Origin of the sequence: Bradyrhizobium sp. YR681, assembly GCF_000282615.1 — a bacterium.
Lineage (GTDB): Bacteria > Pseudomonadota > Alphaproteobacteria > Rhizobiales > Xanthobacteraceae > Bradyrhizobium.
In genome coordinates, this window is sequence record NZ_AKIY01000206.1 from 65,901 (window position 1) to 79,831 (window position 13,931).

The following is a 13,931-nucleotide window of genomic DNA, read 5'->3' on the forward strand; positions in this document are numbered from 1 at the left end:
GCCTCTAGCGCCCCTGCGACAGGCGGTCGGCGAGCCAGGGCGGCAGGCCATTCTCGCGGATCTTGTTTGCAGCGCTCGCGATGTCATAGGGCACGCGGCAATAGGTGATCTGGCACGACTCCGTGTCGAACAGCACGAAAGCCGCGGACGGATCGCCGTCACGCGGCTGGCCGACCGAGCCAAGCACCGCCAGCCATTGCCGTCCGCGCAGGAGCTGCACCGGCACGTCGGTCTTCGGCACAAAGCTCGTCATCTTAGCCGTCACGGACATCGAATAGAGCGCGGGGCGATGGATGTGGCCGCAGAAGGTGACATGGGCGGGGGTCGAGATCAGGCTCTTGGCCGCATCGGCGGTGGCACGGACATAGTGCCAGCGCGCCGGCTGTGAAGCCTCCGAGTGGACGTAAAGGCGCTCCTTCTCGTCCACAATCATCGGCAATCCGGCCAGGAACCGCCGCTGTGCCACGTCGAGCCGGCCGCGGGTCCACTCGATCGCGATCTGCGCCTCGTTGTTCATGCTCTCGGTGGTGGAGTTGACCGCCTCGTCATGGTTGCCGCGCACCGCGACGGCGCCCTGGGCCACCAGCTGCATCGCGGTATCCACGACCCATTCCGGATCGGCACCATAACCGACGAAGTCGCCGAGCAGAACGAACCGCTCCGCGCCCTTCGCACGGGCAAGCTTCAGGCAGGCCTCGAACGCCTGCCGGTTGCCGTGGATATCCGAGAAAACCGCGAGAAGCACGCACCCTCCACCCTCAGATTCTTATTGGAAGCCGATAAGGCCAAATTGAGGGAGGTCAACAGGATGCGCCAGCGCGCCGCGGTTTACCAGCGTAGCCCTGACGGGATGGTGAAGGGCCTATTGCTCGTCCTTCGGCGGCATCCGGGGCGGCGGAATCGGGGTGAACACCGCGCCTTGCGCACCGGCCGGCGGCGCGAGGAATTCGCCGGTCGAGGAATCGCCGCCGGTGGTCTCCAGGATCGTCTTCGGCGTCACATATTCCCGGACCATGTCGATGAGGCTGCCGTCGCCGCCGCCGAAATCCGCGGCGCGGCCGCCCTGCGGATGTCCGAGCGCGATCTCGTTCTCCGCCGCGTGGGTCTTGTCGGCGAGCCTGTCATTGTAAGGCACGCGGAAAGCACGCGGGATGCCGCTCGGGCGATTGTCCTCATCGAGCTGCTCGACCCAGAGATAGATCGCGCCGGGATCGCCCTCCAGCGAATGCGGCTCGACGATGCGGGCCTTCAGCAGCTTGAAGGAGGCCGGCAGCCGGTCCGTGCTGGCCCAGCCGAGCAGCCCGCGCATCTCCGAGAAGCTGACGACATAGAAGGCGCTGGTCACGACCACGGCGACCGCCTTGAACGACCAGTGCAGGCGCGCATAGACCAGCACGATCAGCAGCAGCGCGCCGATGACGGCGTAGGCGATCGACAGCGTGAGGATGATCGTCGGCAGGCTAGTCACGGCGTAGCCTCTTAACGTTGGCACTCACGCCGGTGCTCGGATCGAGATCGGCGCCGTTGCGCCAAGTGCTGCGAAACGTCTCGAGCAGCGATTTCGGCCGCTGGCTCACGTCGATGACCTTGCCTTCGGCGTCGAGCCGAAACCGCACCGCGGTTTTTTCGTCGCCGGTGTGATCGAGCGTGAACTTGTTGTCGAACACCACCTGCGCCGTCGGATTGAGTTTTTGCACCTTCACATTGGCCGTCACGGGCTCGCCGGTCGTTGCGACGAAATGCGAGACATTGACGGTGTATTCCCCGGCGATAATGCCGCGCAGCGTGACGATCTCCTCGCGAATCGGCGAGGCGATCTTCTTGCCGTTGACCATGATGAAGTCGTTGGCGCCGCCGCGGTCGTCGCGGTCGAGGGTCAGGAAGCCAGCCTCGCGATGGCGATACCAGGCGATGTTGCCGGCGGGATCCTGCACGAACAGGTCGAGATCGTCGGGGTGGTTGTCCGGCCAGTCCAGCGTGATCATGAACTCCGCCTTGGAGTCGATCTTGCCGTCCTTCGCATCTGGCGAGACCGCCAGCAGCGCGAGAAAGAACAGGAAGGCGATCACCTGGAGCGCCTTGAACAGCATCACGCCCAAGGGATCGAACGGCTCCTCGCGCGGATAGAGGCCGAAATCATCCATCATGACGGGGTACCGGCCCCCTTGCGCTCCAGCACCGGCGTCACATAGGTCTCGGTCAGCACCACCGCATCCGAAAACACCCGCTGGGTTGCGGCATCCAGCATGTAGTACTGGATGCGGACCAGGATCGAGCCGACGAGGCCCGCCAGGGTCGTGTACATCGCGACCGCCATGCCGTCGCTCATCAGCCCCATCGAGGAGCGCATCGCGACCTTGTCGGCGGCATCCAACCCCGCGATCGGCGCCAGCATGATGATGAAGCCGATGATGGTGCCGAGCAGGCCGAGCTTCATCAGCGTGTCCGAGACGAAGGCGCCGAACCCGTTGGAGCCGCGCAGCCGGTCGGCCAGCGTCCGCAGCAGCAGCGTCTGATCGACCGGCCGGTAGTCCTGCGCAGCCGCTTTCGTCACCAGGCTCTCGATGTGATCCCGCACCAGCCCGCGCGGCAATGCGGTTGCGCTTGCATCGAGCACCTTGCTGCCGTCGGGCGCCGCGAGCGCCGCCCGGCACCGCCTCGCCGCCGCCCCCTCCCGCGCGATCGCCCGCGTGCGCAGGAAGCAGTGCCCGCAGGTGAGGACATAGAGCAGTGCGATCACGCTGGAAATGTAGGTGCGGTCCGATGTCAGCATCAGGCGGATCAGGCCGAAGCGCCACAACAGCACGACCGCGAAGATCGAAAGCCCGGTGAAGATCATCCAGAACAGCAATGCGCTGCGCTCGGATGGGTCGCTCGCGGTGCCCGCGATCGGTCCAATCGTGATCGAACTCATGCTGCGCTGCTCCTGGCCTTATTCCACCCCGATTAGATCAAAGCCGCCGTTTCAGGTCCAAAGACCCATGCCCAATCCGGCTTGGGAAATTTGCCCGAGCTGCCGATCGGCCATTCCCTGCAATTGGCAAGGCGCGGCGGCGTTGTTAGGCTGAGACTATCAAACGTTGAGGGTGATCGCATGCGCCTCGTGCTCCAGCTTGTCGCCCGTCTACTGCTTATCGTGGCGTTGTGCCTTGGCGCGGCGACCGTGTGGGCCACGTTCGACGCCTATCGCAGCGTCGACCGGGCGACGGCGGCCTCGGCGCAGCGGGTCGCGCAGGCGCTTCAGGCACTGTATTGGCACGAATTCTTGTTGCGCAGCAGCAGAACGCGCGAGCATCTCGTCCCGGTTCCGGAATGGCGCACGCTGGAGACGATGAAGCTGATCTCGCCCGGCGTCTGCGTCGAGTTCCAGCCGGCCGTCGCATTCGAGAAGCCGCTCTGCGGTCAGAGCGAGGGGCTCGGCAAGGCGCCGCCACGCTGGTTCAGCGCGATAGTCCCCTTCTTCCTCGGCAGCCACGCCGAAGTGATCCGGCCGGTCAGTCCCCGCGCGGCAGCCGCCGGAACGGTCGTCGCGACGCCGGATGCCGCAGCGGCCATCTCGCTGGCCTGGGAGCACCTTCTCAACGTGGTCGACGTGGCGCTGCTGATGGCGGCGGCGATCTCGCTGCTCGCTTCGCTGGCGATTGCGCATGCGCTGGCACCGGCACGCACCATCGTCGCCGCACTCCAGCGCATGGCACGCGGGCAATATCGCACAAAACTGCCGCGCTTCCGCTCGATGGAGCTGGCGATGATCGGCAGCGCCGTCGGCGAGCTCGGCGGCCGGCTGGAGGAAGCGACCGAGCAGCGCGCGACGCTGACGCGGCGGCTGATCGAGATCCGCGACGACGAGCGCCGCGCGCTGGCCCGCGAGCTGCACGACGAGTTCGGGCAAAACCTCTCGGCCATCCTCGCCTTCGCCAACACGATCGAGACGGCGGGCGCCAGGGACGGCAAAGACCGCGGCGTCGCGCAGGATGCGCGCATGATCTCGCAGGCCACCCATCATCTGATGGCCTCGCTGCGCGACGCGCTCAAGCGCCTGCGCAATCCACTGCCCGAGGAGCTCGGGCTCGAGGCCAGCCTCGTCAATCTCGTCGACAGCTGGCGCTCGCAGAGCGCGGCGCGGCCGACGATCCAGCTCGATCTCAGGGGCGATCTCACCGACATCAGCGGGCCGGCGGCGACCACCGCCTATCGCGTGGCGCAGGAATGCCTGACCAACGCGGTCCGTCACGGCACGGCGCGCGAAATCTCGCTGCGCGTCGAGCGACGCGCCGGCGAGGACGATGCGCTTCTGGTCCGCGTCGAGGACGACGGTGGCGGCGATGCGGAGCGGGTCGCGCGGTCGGCCGGGTTCGGGCTCACGGGCATCCGCGAACGCGTCGCGGCAGCCGGCGGATCGCTGTCGATCCTGCCTGCACGAGGAGGCCTCAGCGTTGCCGCCACCATCCCGCTGGCCGCGTGAGGCCGGCATGAGCGAGGTCGCGGCAACAGGCATTTCCGTGCTGCTGGTCGACGACCATCCGATCGTCCGGCAAGGCTACCGACGCGTGCTGGAAAGCCAGGGCGACCTGCATGTCGTGGCGGAGGCCGACAGCGCGGCGGATGCCTACGCCGCCTTCAAGGCGCACGATCCCGATGTCGTCTTGCTGGATATCTCGATGCCCGGCGCCAGCGGGCTGGAGGCGATCCGCAACATTCGCGCCCGCAGCCCGCGGGCGCGCATCCTCGTCTTCACCATGCACAACGAGGCCGTGCTGGTGAAAGCCGCCTTCGGCGCCGGTGCCAATGGCTTCGTCACCAAGAGCAGCGAGCCGTCCGCCGTCGTGAATGCGATCCGCGCCGTCGCCCGCGGCGAACGCGCCATGAGCGACGACATTGCGCATATTCTGGCCGAGGACAGTTTGTCGAGCGGCTCGGTGCTGGACCAGCTCGGCGAGCGCGAGATCGAGATCCTGCGCCAGTTCGCCGGCGGCGCCACCACCGAGCAGATCGCAACGCATCTCAATTTGAGTGTGAAGACGGTGCAGAACTATCACTATCTGATCAAGACCAAGACCGGCGCGCGCACGGACGCGCAGCTGGTGCGGCTGGCGGCGAGCTGCGGGCTGACGAGGATTTAGCTGAGCGTAATGGGGCGATGCTGTCTGCCCAGTCGTCATGCCCGGCCTGTCCCGGGCATCCTCGTTCTTCGTGCAGTGCTGCAAGCGTAGATGGCCGGGACAAGCCCGGCCATGACGGAAACAGCCGAGGTCTACGCCTTCAACCCGCGCAGCACCAGGGCGAGCGTCGCATCGACGCGCGCGGGCAGATCGGCATCCTTCCACTCGTCGGCATGGGCCGGATGGTGGAAGCGGGCGGTCGCATCGAAGATCGCGCGCGCGGTGGTCTTGACGTCGTCCACGGCGAACACGCCCTGCGCCACGCCGTCGGTCAGGATCGCCGCGATCTGGTCGATCATGGTGTCCTTGTGACATTTGACCGCTGCGCAGGCCTCGCGCGCCAGGGTCAGATAGGTATCGAACATTTCAGGGTCGTCGAGCACGCGCGATCGCTTGGCGGCGAACAGCGTTCGCAGCCAGCGGTCGAGCCTGTCGGGCGCCGGGCCCTGCTCCCTGGCGATCGCCAGCAGCGGCGCGTCGATGCGGTCCAGCCAGCGTTTTGCGACGGCCTCGCGCAGCGAGGCCTTGCTCGGGAAATGGCGATAGACGCTGCCGTGGCTCACGTCGAGCGCACGGGCAACGTCGACCACGGTGGCCTTGGCAAGTCCGTAGCGCCGCAAGACGTCCTCGGTGACTTCGAGGATTCGCTCCGGCGTCAGGATAACGGCTTCGTTCATGCCAGCACCTTGTTCCCGTTCAGGGTTCACCCGGCGACGGCGCCAACTCCGAAGCGCCCGTACCGGTCGTCTCGGAAAGCTCTCGCCTTAATGAGGCAGTTTTGCAGCCTGCGCCGCGATCTGGCGCGCCACCAGCAAATTGAGCCAATGCCCAATTGTTCCGGTGAGATTGATGATTTCGGTCGTCATAGTCTTAAGTCTCCATTCGGCCGCGGTCCCCACCCCAAAATTACGACCCTCGATCCGGCTTGTTGCGGACCTCGGGCTCCCCGGGAGGGATGACCACGGGACGCCCAATCGGAGCGTCCGGGAACGGATATACACGTCTCGCTGACAGATTTCAATATCTGTCAGTCAATGATCCGTGATTGACAGTTAATTTCTGAGGCCGGGCCCGGAGGCCAATGTCCCGCCCCGTCCAAGCTCATCCCCGCGATCCATCGCAGGCCGTTTGTTTCGCCGTTCCGCTCTGCTAAATCACGGCTTAACGAGCATTTTTGCCGGTGCGGCCCGTCGGGCTGGCCCTGCCCGGCTTGCTGGAGCCGCCAGATGATCCCCCGCGATACCCACCCGGAAATGGCCTCGATCCGGAAGCCGCAGACCCCATTCGAGAGCTGAGCGTCACTCGTACCCCCGGGCGAGCGAAGCGACACCCGGATATCCACCCGCAGAGATCCCGGATGTCGCTCCGCTCATCCGGGCTACAACACCAAGAAACGGATCCCCTCATGCCCATCGTCAACCGCATTGCCGCCCTGTCCGACGAAATGGCCGCCTGGCGCCATGACTTCCACGAGAACCCGGAGCTGCTCTACGAAGTCCACCGCACCGCGGGCATCGTCGCCGACAAGCTGCGCGCGTTCGGCTGCGACGAGGTGGTGACGGGCATCGGCCGCACCGGCGTGGTCGGCGTGATCCGCGGCCGCAAGTCCGCCTCCGGCAAGACCATTGGCCTGCGCGCCGACATGGACGCACTGCCGATCACGGAGACGTCGGGCGTGCCTTACGCCTCGAAGGTGCCCGGCAAGATGCACGCCTGCGGCCATGACGGCCACACCGCGATGCTGCTGGGGGCCGCCAAATATCTCGCCGAGACCCGCAATTTCGACGGCACTGCGATCATGATCTTCCAGCCCGCCGAGGAAGGCGGCGGCGGTGGCAAGGCGATGGTCGAGGACGGCCTGATGACGCGCTGGAATATCGAGGAAGTCTACGGCATGCACAACATGCCCGGCTTGGCTGAAGGCCATTTCGCAACGACCCCCGGCGCGATGCTCGCCTCCTCCGACAACATCCAGATCACGGTCCACGGCAAGGGCGGCCATGCCGGCGCCGGTCCGCACAAATCGGTCGACAGCGTGCTGATCGGCTCGCAGATCGTCAGTGCGTTGCAATCGATCGTCGCGCGCAATGTCGATCCGTTGAAGTCCGCCGTCATCTCGATCACGCAATTCCACTCCGGCACGGCCTTCAACATCATCCCGGAAAGGGCCGAGCTCGGCGGCACCGTGCGCACGCTTGATCCTGAGGTGCGCGATCTCGTCGAGCGCCGCATCGGCGAAGTCGCCGACAGCATCGCGCGCGCCTATGGCGGCTCGGCCGAGACCAAATACACGCGGATGTATCCGGTGACGATGAACCACGCGCGCGAAGCCGGCCTTGCCGCCGACGTCGCCCGCGACATCGTCGGTGCCGAGCGCGTCAACGACAAGTTCATCCCGATGATGGGCGCCGAGGACTTCTCCTTCATGCTGGAGGCACGCCCTGGCGCGATGGTCCTGGTTGGCATGGGCGACGGCAACGAGTGCCACCACCCGTCCTATGTCTTCAACGACAACATTCTGGGTCACGGCGCATCGTTCTGGGTACGCCTGATCGAGACGCGGATGCCGGCGTAGCTAACGCCGCATTCGCTGCGCTTGTAGCCCGGGTGAGCGAAGCGACACCCGGGACAACTCTCACCGGATTGCAGCACGACCCCGGATGTCGCTTCGCTCATCCGGGCTACACTTTCTGTCTTATGGGGAAAGCAACGCCCCGCGCTACACGCCGCTCACCCCTGATATTGCAGCACGTGCATGCCGGCGTTCCAGTCGGACACGAACATCATGCCGTCGGGCCGGACATAGGCGTCGCAGGTCTTGGCTGCGAGGCCGATGTTGGGGCGGGGATCGACCAGCTTCTTCGGCACCGGCGGGACCCAATACGCGATCTCCTTCGGCGCAAAGGCGTCCTTGATGTCGAACACCCGGACGCCGGCATTGTTGTAGGTCGCGAAGATCGTCTCCTCGCTCTGGAACGAGCCCGGCCGGTTCTCGTGCAGATTATGCGGACCGAAGGTACCGCTCGCACAGAAATCGCGGTCGCGCGGCGTCGGTAGCGTTGCGATCGGCACCGGGTTCTCCGGCGCGCGCACGTCGAGCACGAAGGTGTGGAACAGGCCCTTGGCGCATTTCTCCGCATTGGCCTCGTCCGCGACGATTGCGAGTTGCCGCTTCGGCAGCGGCAACGGCGTATGCGTGCCGCCAGCAAACGGCGGCGACCAGTTGATGTGGGACAGCAGCTTTGGATTGGCGGGATCGCTGATGTCGTGGATGGTGAAGCCGCCGTCGCGCCAGGCGGCGTACCCGCGATCACCCGCCGTGATCATGTGATGGAGCGCAAAGCGCTTGCCTTTTGGCGTCGCCGGCTCCCCGGCCGCGCGGTTCATGCCCGGCAGCCACCATTTCGCGACGATCTCCGGCTTCGTGATGGTCTTGAGATCGACCACGCACAGGATGTGGTCGGTAAAGCCGTCGAAATGCGCCGACACATAGGCGTAGCGGCCGCCCGGCCACCAGAGACGGTTGATGCCGAAGCCGGGCATTTCCAGGAAGGCGATCTCGCGCATCTCGCCCGGTTTCGAGATGTCGTGGATCGACAGGCCGCAGCGGAATTTCTTGGCCTTGGTGATGCTGTCGACCAGCGTGTTCTCGAAATAACCGCGCATGTTGTCGTAGGACTGCATCGCGACGATATTGGCGCCGTTGGCGAGCAGCAGCAGGTCTTCTGCCACCTGGAGGTGGTGGGTGCGGGTGTATTGCCCCGCTGTGAAGAAATTGACCGGCTTCAGCGCACGCGGATCGGATGCATCCAGGATGGTCACGCCGTCGCTGAACATGTGTCCGACATAGACATGCTGCCGGTTGAACATCACCTGCACGCTGTCGGGCCGGCCGCCGATGTCGCTGTAGGAGATGTGCTTGATGCCCTTGCCGATACCCTCGGGTGGAATGTCGGCCTCCGACGCCGATACAGACCTCGACCACCCCGACAGCGCGGCCGATCCGAACACAGCCGACAATTGCTGAAGATGGCGGCGGCGCGAGAGTTGAGACATCGGTTTCCCCCATTTTTTGGGGATGATGCGCGCGTGCGACGGGGCATGCAAGCCTTGTATCGTGCGCCCTCGCCTGCGCCTGCACCACCTCGTGTCGCGTCCCGAACGGCCCGAAATTCCTCAATTGCACTCTTCCACCTGTCCGACGGTGGACTGCCCCGCCATCCTGTTCGTCATTCGACACCCAGGTTTGAGCGGGCGACAACCGGCACTGTTGCAAATGATCTGCCCGGAGGCCTGCGGCTTCGCGGGCGCAGCCTCGATCTGTTTTCGCCCGGCATCACGCTTTCTGGAGTCCTCGCGCGTGACGACCGGCTTCTTGTCCTGGACCTTCTCACATTCGTTGTCGTCATTGATGCGGTAGCCTGCGCGACAGGTGATCTTCACACAGGCATCGCCATCAGCCTTGAAACCACGGTCGCAGACCAATGGACACACGCGCCCCGGCTTGGCCTTCAGGGCGTCGAGCACATCGACATCCGCAAGCTTCGCATTGAATTTTGTGCCGGCGTATTTGTTGAACAGCGTCAGCGAACGTTGCGCCGTCTCGCTCCACTCCGTACCAGCCTCGACCTTCATGCAGCCGACACGGCGAAGCTCGAGCTGGACTGATCTCGGCAGATCGGCGGGGGGCGGGGAGTTCGGCGGCGGCGACAGCGCGGCAACCCTCTTGCTCTCGGCCTCCGCGGCCTGCTTTTCCGCGGCCTGTTTCGTCTTGGCCTCGGCTGCGGCTTTCTCGACCGCCTGTTTCTCCGCAAGCGCCTTGGCAGCCGCCGCTTCCGCCGCCTTGCGCTCCCGTTCGGCCGCCTCGGCCTTTGCCTGCTCGATCTGCTTTTGCTTCTCCGCCGCGATCCGGGCGTCCTCGGCGGCCTTCGCAACGGCTGCGGCCTTTTCCAGCTCCGCCTTTTGGGCGCGCTCGGCGGCGAGCCTCACCTTGTCCTGTTCGGCCAGCCGCGCCTTCTCCGTCGCCGCCATGCGATCCTCTTCGGCCGCAATCTTCTTCAACTGCACGCGGGCGAGGTTGGCGTAAAAGCCGTCGGGATAGGCCTCGAGAAATGCTTCCCATGCCTCACGCAAGCCGGCCTGAAGCGCAAGCTCGTAATCCCGGCGGATGCTGTCCTGCGGATTCGCCTGCGGCCCCGCCACGCCGGCCGGCTTTGCGGGCACCAGCGGCACGTCGTCGCCGCCCAACGACCCATAAACATACGGCTCCTGCTTGTAGCCGGTCGCCTTCAATACATCGTCACGGACAAAGCCGAAGGCCTTGCGCAGGTCGAGCCCGGGTTTGGGCAGATGATCGGCCAGCGCGACCGCAAACGGGCTGTTCCGGAAGTCGCCATCCGAGGCGGTCGAACCTGCCTTGGCCGCAAACGCGATCACCGTGTTCGGGCTGGTCGGCTCGACCTTGGCAAGCCCGCGCCCGATTGCGCGCGAGGCCACCGTGCGCTTCATCGTCTTGGAAAAGGGATTGTCGCGGCAGGCATCGAGAATGACGAGGCGAAGCTGCTTGGCCGGCTCGATGCTCACCAGCACGCGATCGATCGGGATCGCCTCGTCGTAGACATCGGTATCGGTCTCGAGCGCGGCATCGATCGGGATCAGGTAATTGGTGCCGTCCACCTCGAGGCCATGGCCGGCGTAGTAGACGATCGCGACGTCGGCATCCCGCGTCCGCGCGCCGAACTCGCGCAGCGCCTTGCGCATCTCGGGTGCGTTCAGATCCTGCCTGACGTCGACGGTGTCGAAGCCGGACTTCTTCAACATGCCGCCGATCAAGGCGGCATCGTTGACGGGGTTGCCCAGCTTCGGCGCGCTCTTGTAGGCGGAATTGCCGATCACGAGCGCAACGCGCTTGTCGGCGAGCGCCGGGCTGCAGCCCAGCCAGCTTCCGACAAAGAAGCCGAAAAGAGCTGTGAGTGCGATGGCTGAAGTGCGAAAGCGCTGCTTCATCATCAATTGCAGATTTCGGCCGGTATCTTGGAGGCCGGGTTGGAAGGATGATTGGCCGTTCCGAGCCGGCATCCCTTGGCAATCGGCCTGCATCCGGCGGCGTTGCAGATCATCTGTCCCGAGGCCTGCGGCGGCGATGGAGCGGCCTCCGTTTGCTTTCGATCCGCATCACGGCGCCGCGAATCCTCGCGCGTTGCGACGGGCTTCTTCTCCTGGATCTTCTCGCACTCGTTGTCGTCACCGACACGGTAGCCGGCGCGGCAGGTGATCTTGACGCATTGATCGCCGTCGGCCTTGAAGCCGAAATTGCACACCAGCGGGCACACCCGTCCCGGCTTCGCCTTCAGCGCATCGAGTGCGTCGACGTTTGCCATCTTTGCGTCGAACTGGGTGCCGGCATATTTGTTGAACAGCGCGAGCGAGCGCTGCGAGGTGGCACTCCAGTCACCGTCAGCCGAGGCGGACAAGCAGCCGACGCGGCGCAGTTCACTCTGCACGGATTTTGTCAGATCGGCCGCCGACAATGTCGACGCAGGTGCGGGCGAGAGAGCCGCGACCTTTTGCTCAGGCTCGGGCATCTGCCGATCGGCGGCGGGCTTTGCGCCCTGCTCCGCTTTCTCTGCAGCCTGCCTGGCAGCGAGCTCGGCCTTGGCCTTCTCCGCCGCCTGCTTTTCGGCCTGCGCCTTCTCGGCTGCGGCCTCGGCGACCTTACGCTGCCGTTCGGCCGCATCAGCCCGCGCCTGCTCGACCTGCTTCTGTTTCTCGGCCGCGATCCGCGCCTCTTCGGCGGCTTTGGCCGCCGCGGCCGCCTTCTCCTGCTCGGCCTTCTGGGCGCGCTCGGCAATGAGCCTCGCCTTTTCCTGCTCGGCTGCCTTGGCCTTTTGCTCCGCCGAAGCGCGCGTCTCCTCGGCGGCGATTTTGTTCAGCTGGCCCTTGGCGAGGTTGGCGTAGAAGCCGTCCGGATAGGCCGCCAGAAACGCTTCCCAGCCGTCGCGGGTGGCAAGCTGAAGCGCAAGCTCGTAATCCCTGCGAATGGCGTCCTGCGGGTTGGCCTGCGGACCGGTGGCGGCGGGCTTGACCGCGACCAACGGCACGTCGTCGCCGCCGAGCGAGCCATAGACATAAGGCTCCTGCTTAAAGCTGGTCGCCTTGAGCACGTCGTCGCGCACGAAGCCGAAGGCCTTGCGCAGATCAAGGCCAGGCTTCGGCAGGTGCTCGACCAGCGCGGCGGCGAACGGGCTGTTGCGGGAGTCGCCGTCAGACGCGGTCGAGCCGGCCTTCGCGGCGAAGGCGATCATGGTGTTGGGACTGGTCGGCTCGACCTTGGCCAGACCGCGTCCGATCGCACGCGAGGCCAGCGTCCGCTTCATGGTCTTTGAGAAGGGATTGTCGCGGCAGGCGTCGAGGATGATGAGACGAAGCTGCTTGGCCGGCTCGACCGCGAACAGCGCGCGCTCGACCGGGATGGTCTCGTCGAGCACGTCGCCGTCCGTCTCCAGCGTTGCGTCGGTCGGAATGAGATAGTTGGTGCCGTCGAGTTCGATGCCGTGGCCGGCGTAATAGATCACCGCCATGTCCGCATCGCGCGTTCTGCCGGCAAACTCACGCAGCATGCGCCGCATCTCGCTGGCACTGAGATCCAGCCTGACGTCGACGGAATCGAAGCCGGCCTTCTTGAACATGCCGCCCACCAGGGTGGCATCGTTGACGGGATTGCCGAGCTTGGGCGCGCTCTTGTAGGCGGAATTGCCGATCACGAGCGCCACGCGCCGGTCGGCATGCGCCGGCCCGCAGGCAAGACCCATCGCCAATATCAACAAAGCAAATAACCGAAACGGAATCACTTGCGTCCCCCCGGATGCAATTCCACGAGACTATTCGCTAGCGTCGCCGATTGCCAATTCTTCCTATGTGACATCGATCACATAGGTCTCTTCGAACGAGGCTAACGATAATGCGACGAAGCGTCGCCCTGCTTTTGGACAGACGCCGAAGCGGTGTCGCGTCCGCTATATTTGCACCACCTCGTGGCGCATCACGAACGGTGCAAGCAAAGCGTGTACCTCGCTTTCAACCGTCGCGCGCTGATCCGCCGGCAGGCCCGCAAGCGTCACGGTGGCGATCGAGCCGTGGCTGCCGTGCGCGCCGACCTTCACCTTGCAGTCGATGCCGCGCTCGATGATCGGCGTCAGCACCTTGGTGAACACGCGCTGCGCCGCGTCCCAGCGCAGCTGCGGCTTGAACACCTTGCCGACGCCGGTCACCGGCATCGGATCGATCGGAATGACCTGCACCGGAACGGCGGCGCGCTCCGGCGTGCGCTCGCGCACCCAGGACTCGAGCTCGCCGGGCTCAACGGTCGCGCCCGGCTTCAGCTGCACGTAACCAACAGGCAGCTCGCCGGCATAGGCGTCGGGCTGGCCGACCACCGCGGCGAAGCCGACGGCGGGATGGCGGAACATGATCTCCTCGATCGGCGCCGGATCGATGTTGTGGCCGCCGCGGATCACGAGGTCCTTGGCGCGGCCCGTGATCCAGAGATAGCCGTCGGCGTCCAGCCTGCCGAGATCGCCGGAATTGACCCAGACCTCGTCGACGAAGGCGCCCTTGTTGTGCTCGTCGTTGAGATAGCCGCCGAACACGCCCGGCCCCGCCATGATGACGACGCCGATCTCGTCGGGCTTGCAGTCGCGGATCAGGCGGCCGTCGGCATCGAGCTGCACGATGCGCACGCGGGCATAGGGCATCGGCAGGCCGACCGAG

General features: G+C 65.4%; 12 protein-coding genes. 3 read left to right on the top strand and 9 right to left on the bottom strand.

What is annotated here, in order from left to right:
- Positions 1-4 precede the first annotated feature (4 nt).
- The 4 genes from PMI42_RS20460 to PMI42_RS20475 form a co-directional block, all read right to left on the bottom strand.
- On the bottom strand, positions 5-745 hold the full coding sequence (locus PMI42_RS20460) for a metallophosphoesterase family protein (RefSeq protein ID WP_008137572.1): 741 nt from the start codon (positions 743-745) through the stop codon (positions 5-7).
- A gap of 117 nt (positions 746-862) precedes the next feature.
- Positions 863-1,468 (bottom strand): hypothetical protein, encoded by a 606-nt coding sequence (locus tag PMI42_RS20465; protein ID WP_008137573.1) that lies wholly within the window; start codon positions 1,466-1,468, stop codon positions 863-865.
- Positions 1,461-2,147, bottom strand: coding sequence for a DUF2135 domain-containing protein (locus PMI42_RS20470; RefSeq protein WP_008137574.1), 687 nt, complete (start codon positions 2,145-2,147; stop codon positions 1,461-1,463). Before PMI42_RS20470 ends, PMI42_RS20465 begins: the two co-directional genes overlap by 8 nt.
- A complete protein-coding gene (locus PMI42_RS20475) occupies positions 2,144-2,914 on the bottom strand; it encodes a MotA/TolQ/ExbB proton channel family protein (RefSeq protein ID WP_008137575.1) in 771 nt (256 codons plus the stop codon). Before PMI42_RS20475 ends, PMI42_RS20470 begins: the two co-directional genes overlap by 4 nt.
- A gap of 180 nt (positions 2,915-3,094) precedes the next feature.
- Between PMI42_RS20475 and PMI42_RS20480 the strand changes: the two genes are divergently transcribed.
- A complete protein-coding gene (locus PMI42_RS20480) occupies positions 3,095-4,465 on the top strand; it encodes a sensor histidine kinase (RefSeq protein ID WP_008137576.1) in 1,371 nt (456 codons plus the stop codon).
- A 7-nt stretch (positions 4,466-4,472) separates the two neighbouring features.
- Complete coding sequence (locus PMI42_RS20485; RefSeq protein WP_008137577.1) at positions 4,473-5,123, top strand: response regulator; 651 nt, start codon at positions 4,473-4,475, stop codon at positions 5,121-5,123.
- 131 nt (positions 5,124-5,254) lie between these two features.
- On the opposite strand, the gene PMI42_RS20490 is transcribed toward PMI42_RS20485, so the two are convergent.
- A complete protein-coding gene (locus PMI42_RS20490) occupies positions 5,255-5,839 on the bottom strand; it encodes a TetR/AcrR family transcriptional regulator (protein ID WP_008137578.1) in 585 nt (194 codons plus the stop codon).
- A gap of 728 nt (positions 5,840-6,567) precedes the next feature.
- On the opposite strand from PMI42_RS20490, the gene PMI42_RS20495 reads away from it, so the two are divergent.
- Positions 6,568-7,737 (top strand): M20 aminoacylase family protein, encoded by a 1,170-nt coding sequence (locus tag PMI42_RS20495; RefSeq protein ID WP_008137580.1) that lies wholly within the window; start codon positions 6,568-6,570, stop codon positions 7,735-7,737.
- Positions 7,738-7,892: 155 nt separating this feature from the next.
- Here PMI42_RS20495 and PMI42_RS20500 read toward each other — a convergent pair whose 3' ends face one another.
- The 4 genes from PMI42_RS20500 to PMI42_RS20515 form a co-directional block, all read right to left on the bottom strand.
- A complete protein-coding gene (locus tag PMI42_RS20500; protein WP_008137581.1) occupies positions 7,893-9,218 on the bottom strand; it encodes an LVIVD repeat-containing protein in 1,326 nt (441 codons plus the stop codon).
- 120 nt (positions 9,219-9,338) lie between these two features.
- Positions 9,339-11,171, bottom strand: coding sequence for a caspase family protein (locus PMI42_RS20505; RefSeq protein WP_008137582.1), 1,833 nt, complete (start codon positions 11,169-11,171; stop codon positions 9,339-9,341).
- Complete coding sequence (locus tag PMI42_RS20510; RefSeq protein WP_008137583.1) at positions 11,171-12,973, bottom strand: caspase family protein; 1,803 nt, start codon at positions 12,971-12,973, stop codon at positions 11,171-11,173. Before PMI42_RS20510 ends, PMI42_RS20505 begins: the two co-directional genes overlap by 1 nt.
- 204 nt (positions 12,974-13,177) lie before the next feature.
- Positions 13,178-13,931: AMP-binding enzyme (locus tag PMI42_RS20515; protein WP_008137584.1), on the bottom strand; the 754-nt coding region annotated here is incomplete at its 5' end.

Coding starts and splice junctions, on each gene's coding strand:
- PMI42_RS20480 (WP_008137576.1), top strand. CDS start 3,095: ATGCGCCTCGTGCTCCAGCTTGTCGCCCGTCTACTGCTTATCGTGGCG.
- PMI42_RS20505 (WP_008137582.1), bottom strand. CDS start 11,171: ATGATGAAGCAGCGCTTTCGCACTTCAGCCATCGCACTCACAGCTCTT.
- PMI42_RS20510 (WP_008137583.1), bottom strand. CDS start 12,973: ATGGGTCTTGCCTGCGGGCCGGCGCATGCCGACCGGCGCGTGGCGCTC.
- PMI42_RS20490 (WP_008137578.1), bottom strand. CDS start 5,839: ATGAACGAAGCCGTTATCCTGACGCCGGAGCGAATCCTCGAAGTCACC.
- PMI42_RS20485 (WP_008137577.1), top strand. CDS start 4,473: ATGAGCGAGGTCGCGGCAACAGGCATTTCCGTGCTGCTGGTCGACGAC.
- PMI42_RS20470 (WP_008137574.1), bottom strand. CDS start 2,147: ATGATGGATGATTTCGGCCTCTATCCGCGCGAGGAGCCGTTCGATCCC.
- PMI42_RS20495 (WP_008137580.1), top strand. CDS start 6,568: ATGCCCATCGTCAACCGCATTGCCGCCCTGTCCGACGAAATGGCCGCC.
- PMI42_RS20475 (WP_008137575.1), bottom strand. CDS start 2,914: ATGAGTTCGATCACGATTGGACCGATCGCGGGCACCGCGAGCGACCCA.
- PMI42_RS20500 (WP_008137581.1), bottom strand. CDS start 9,218: ATGTCTCAACTCTCGCGCCGCCGCCATCTTCAGCAATTGTCGGCTGTG.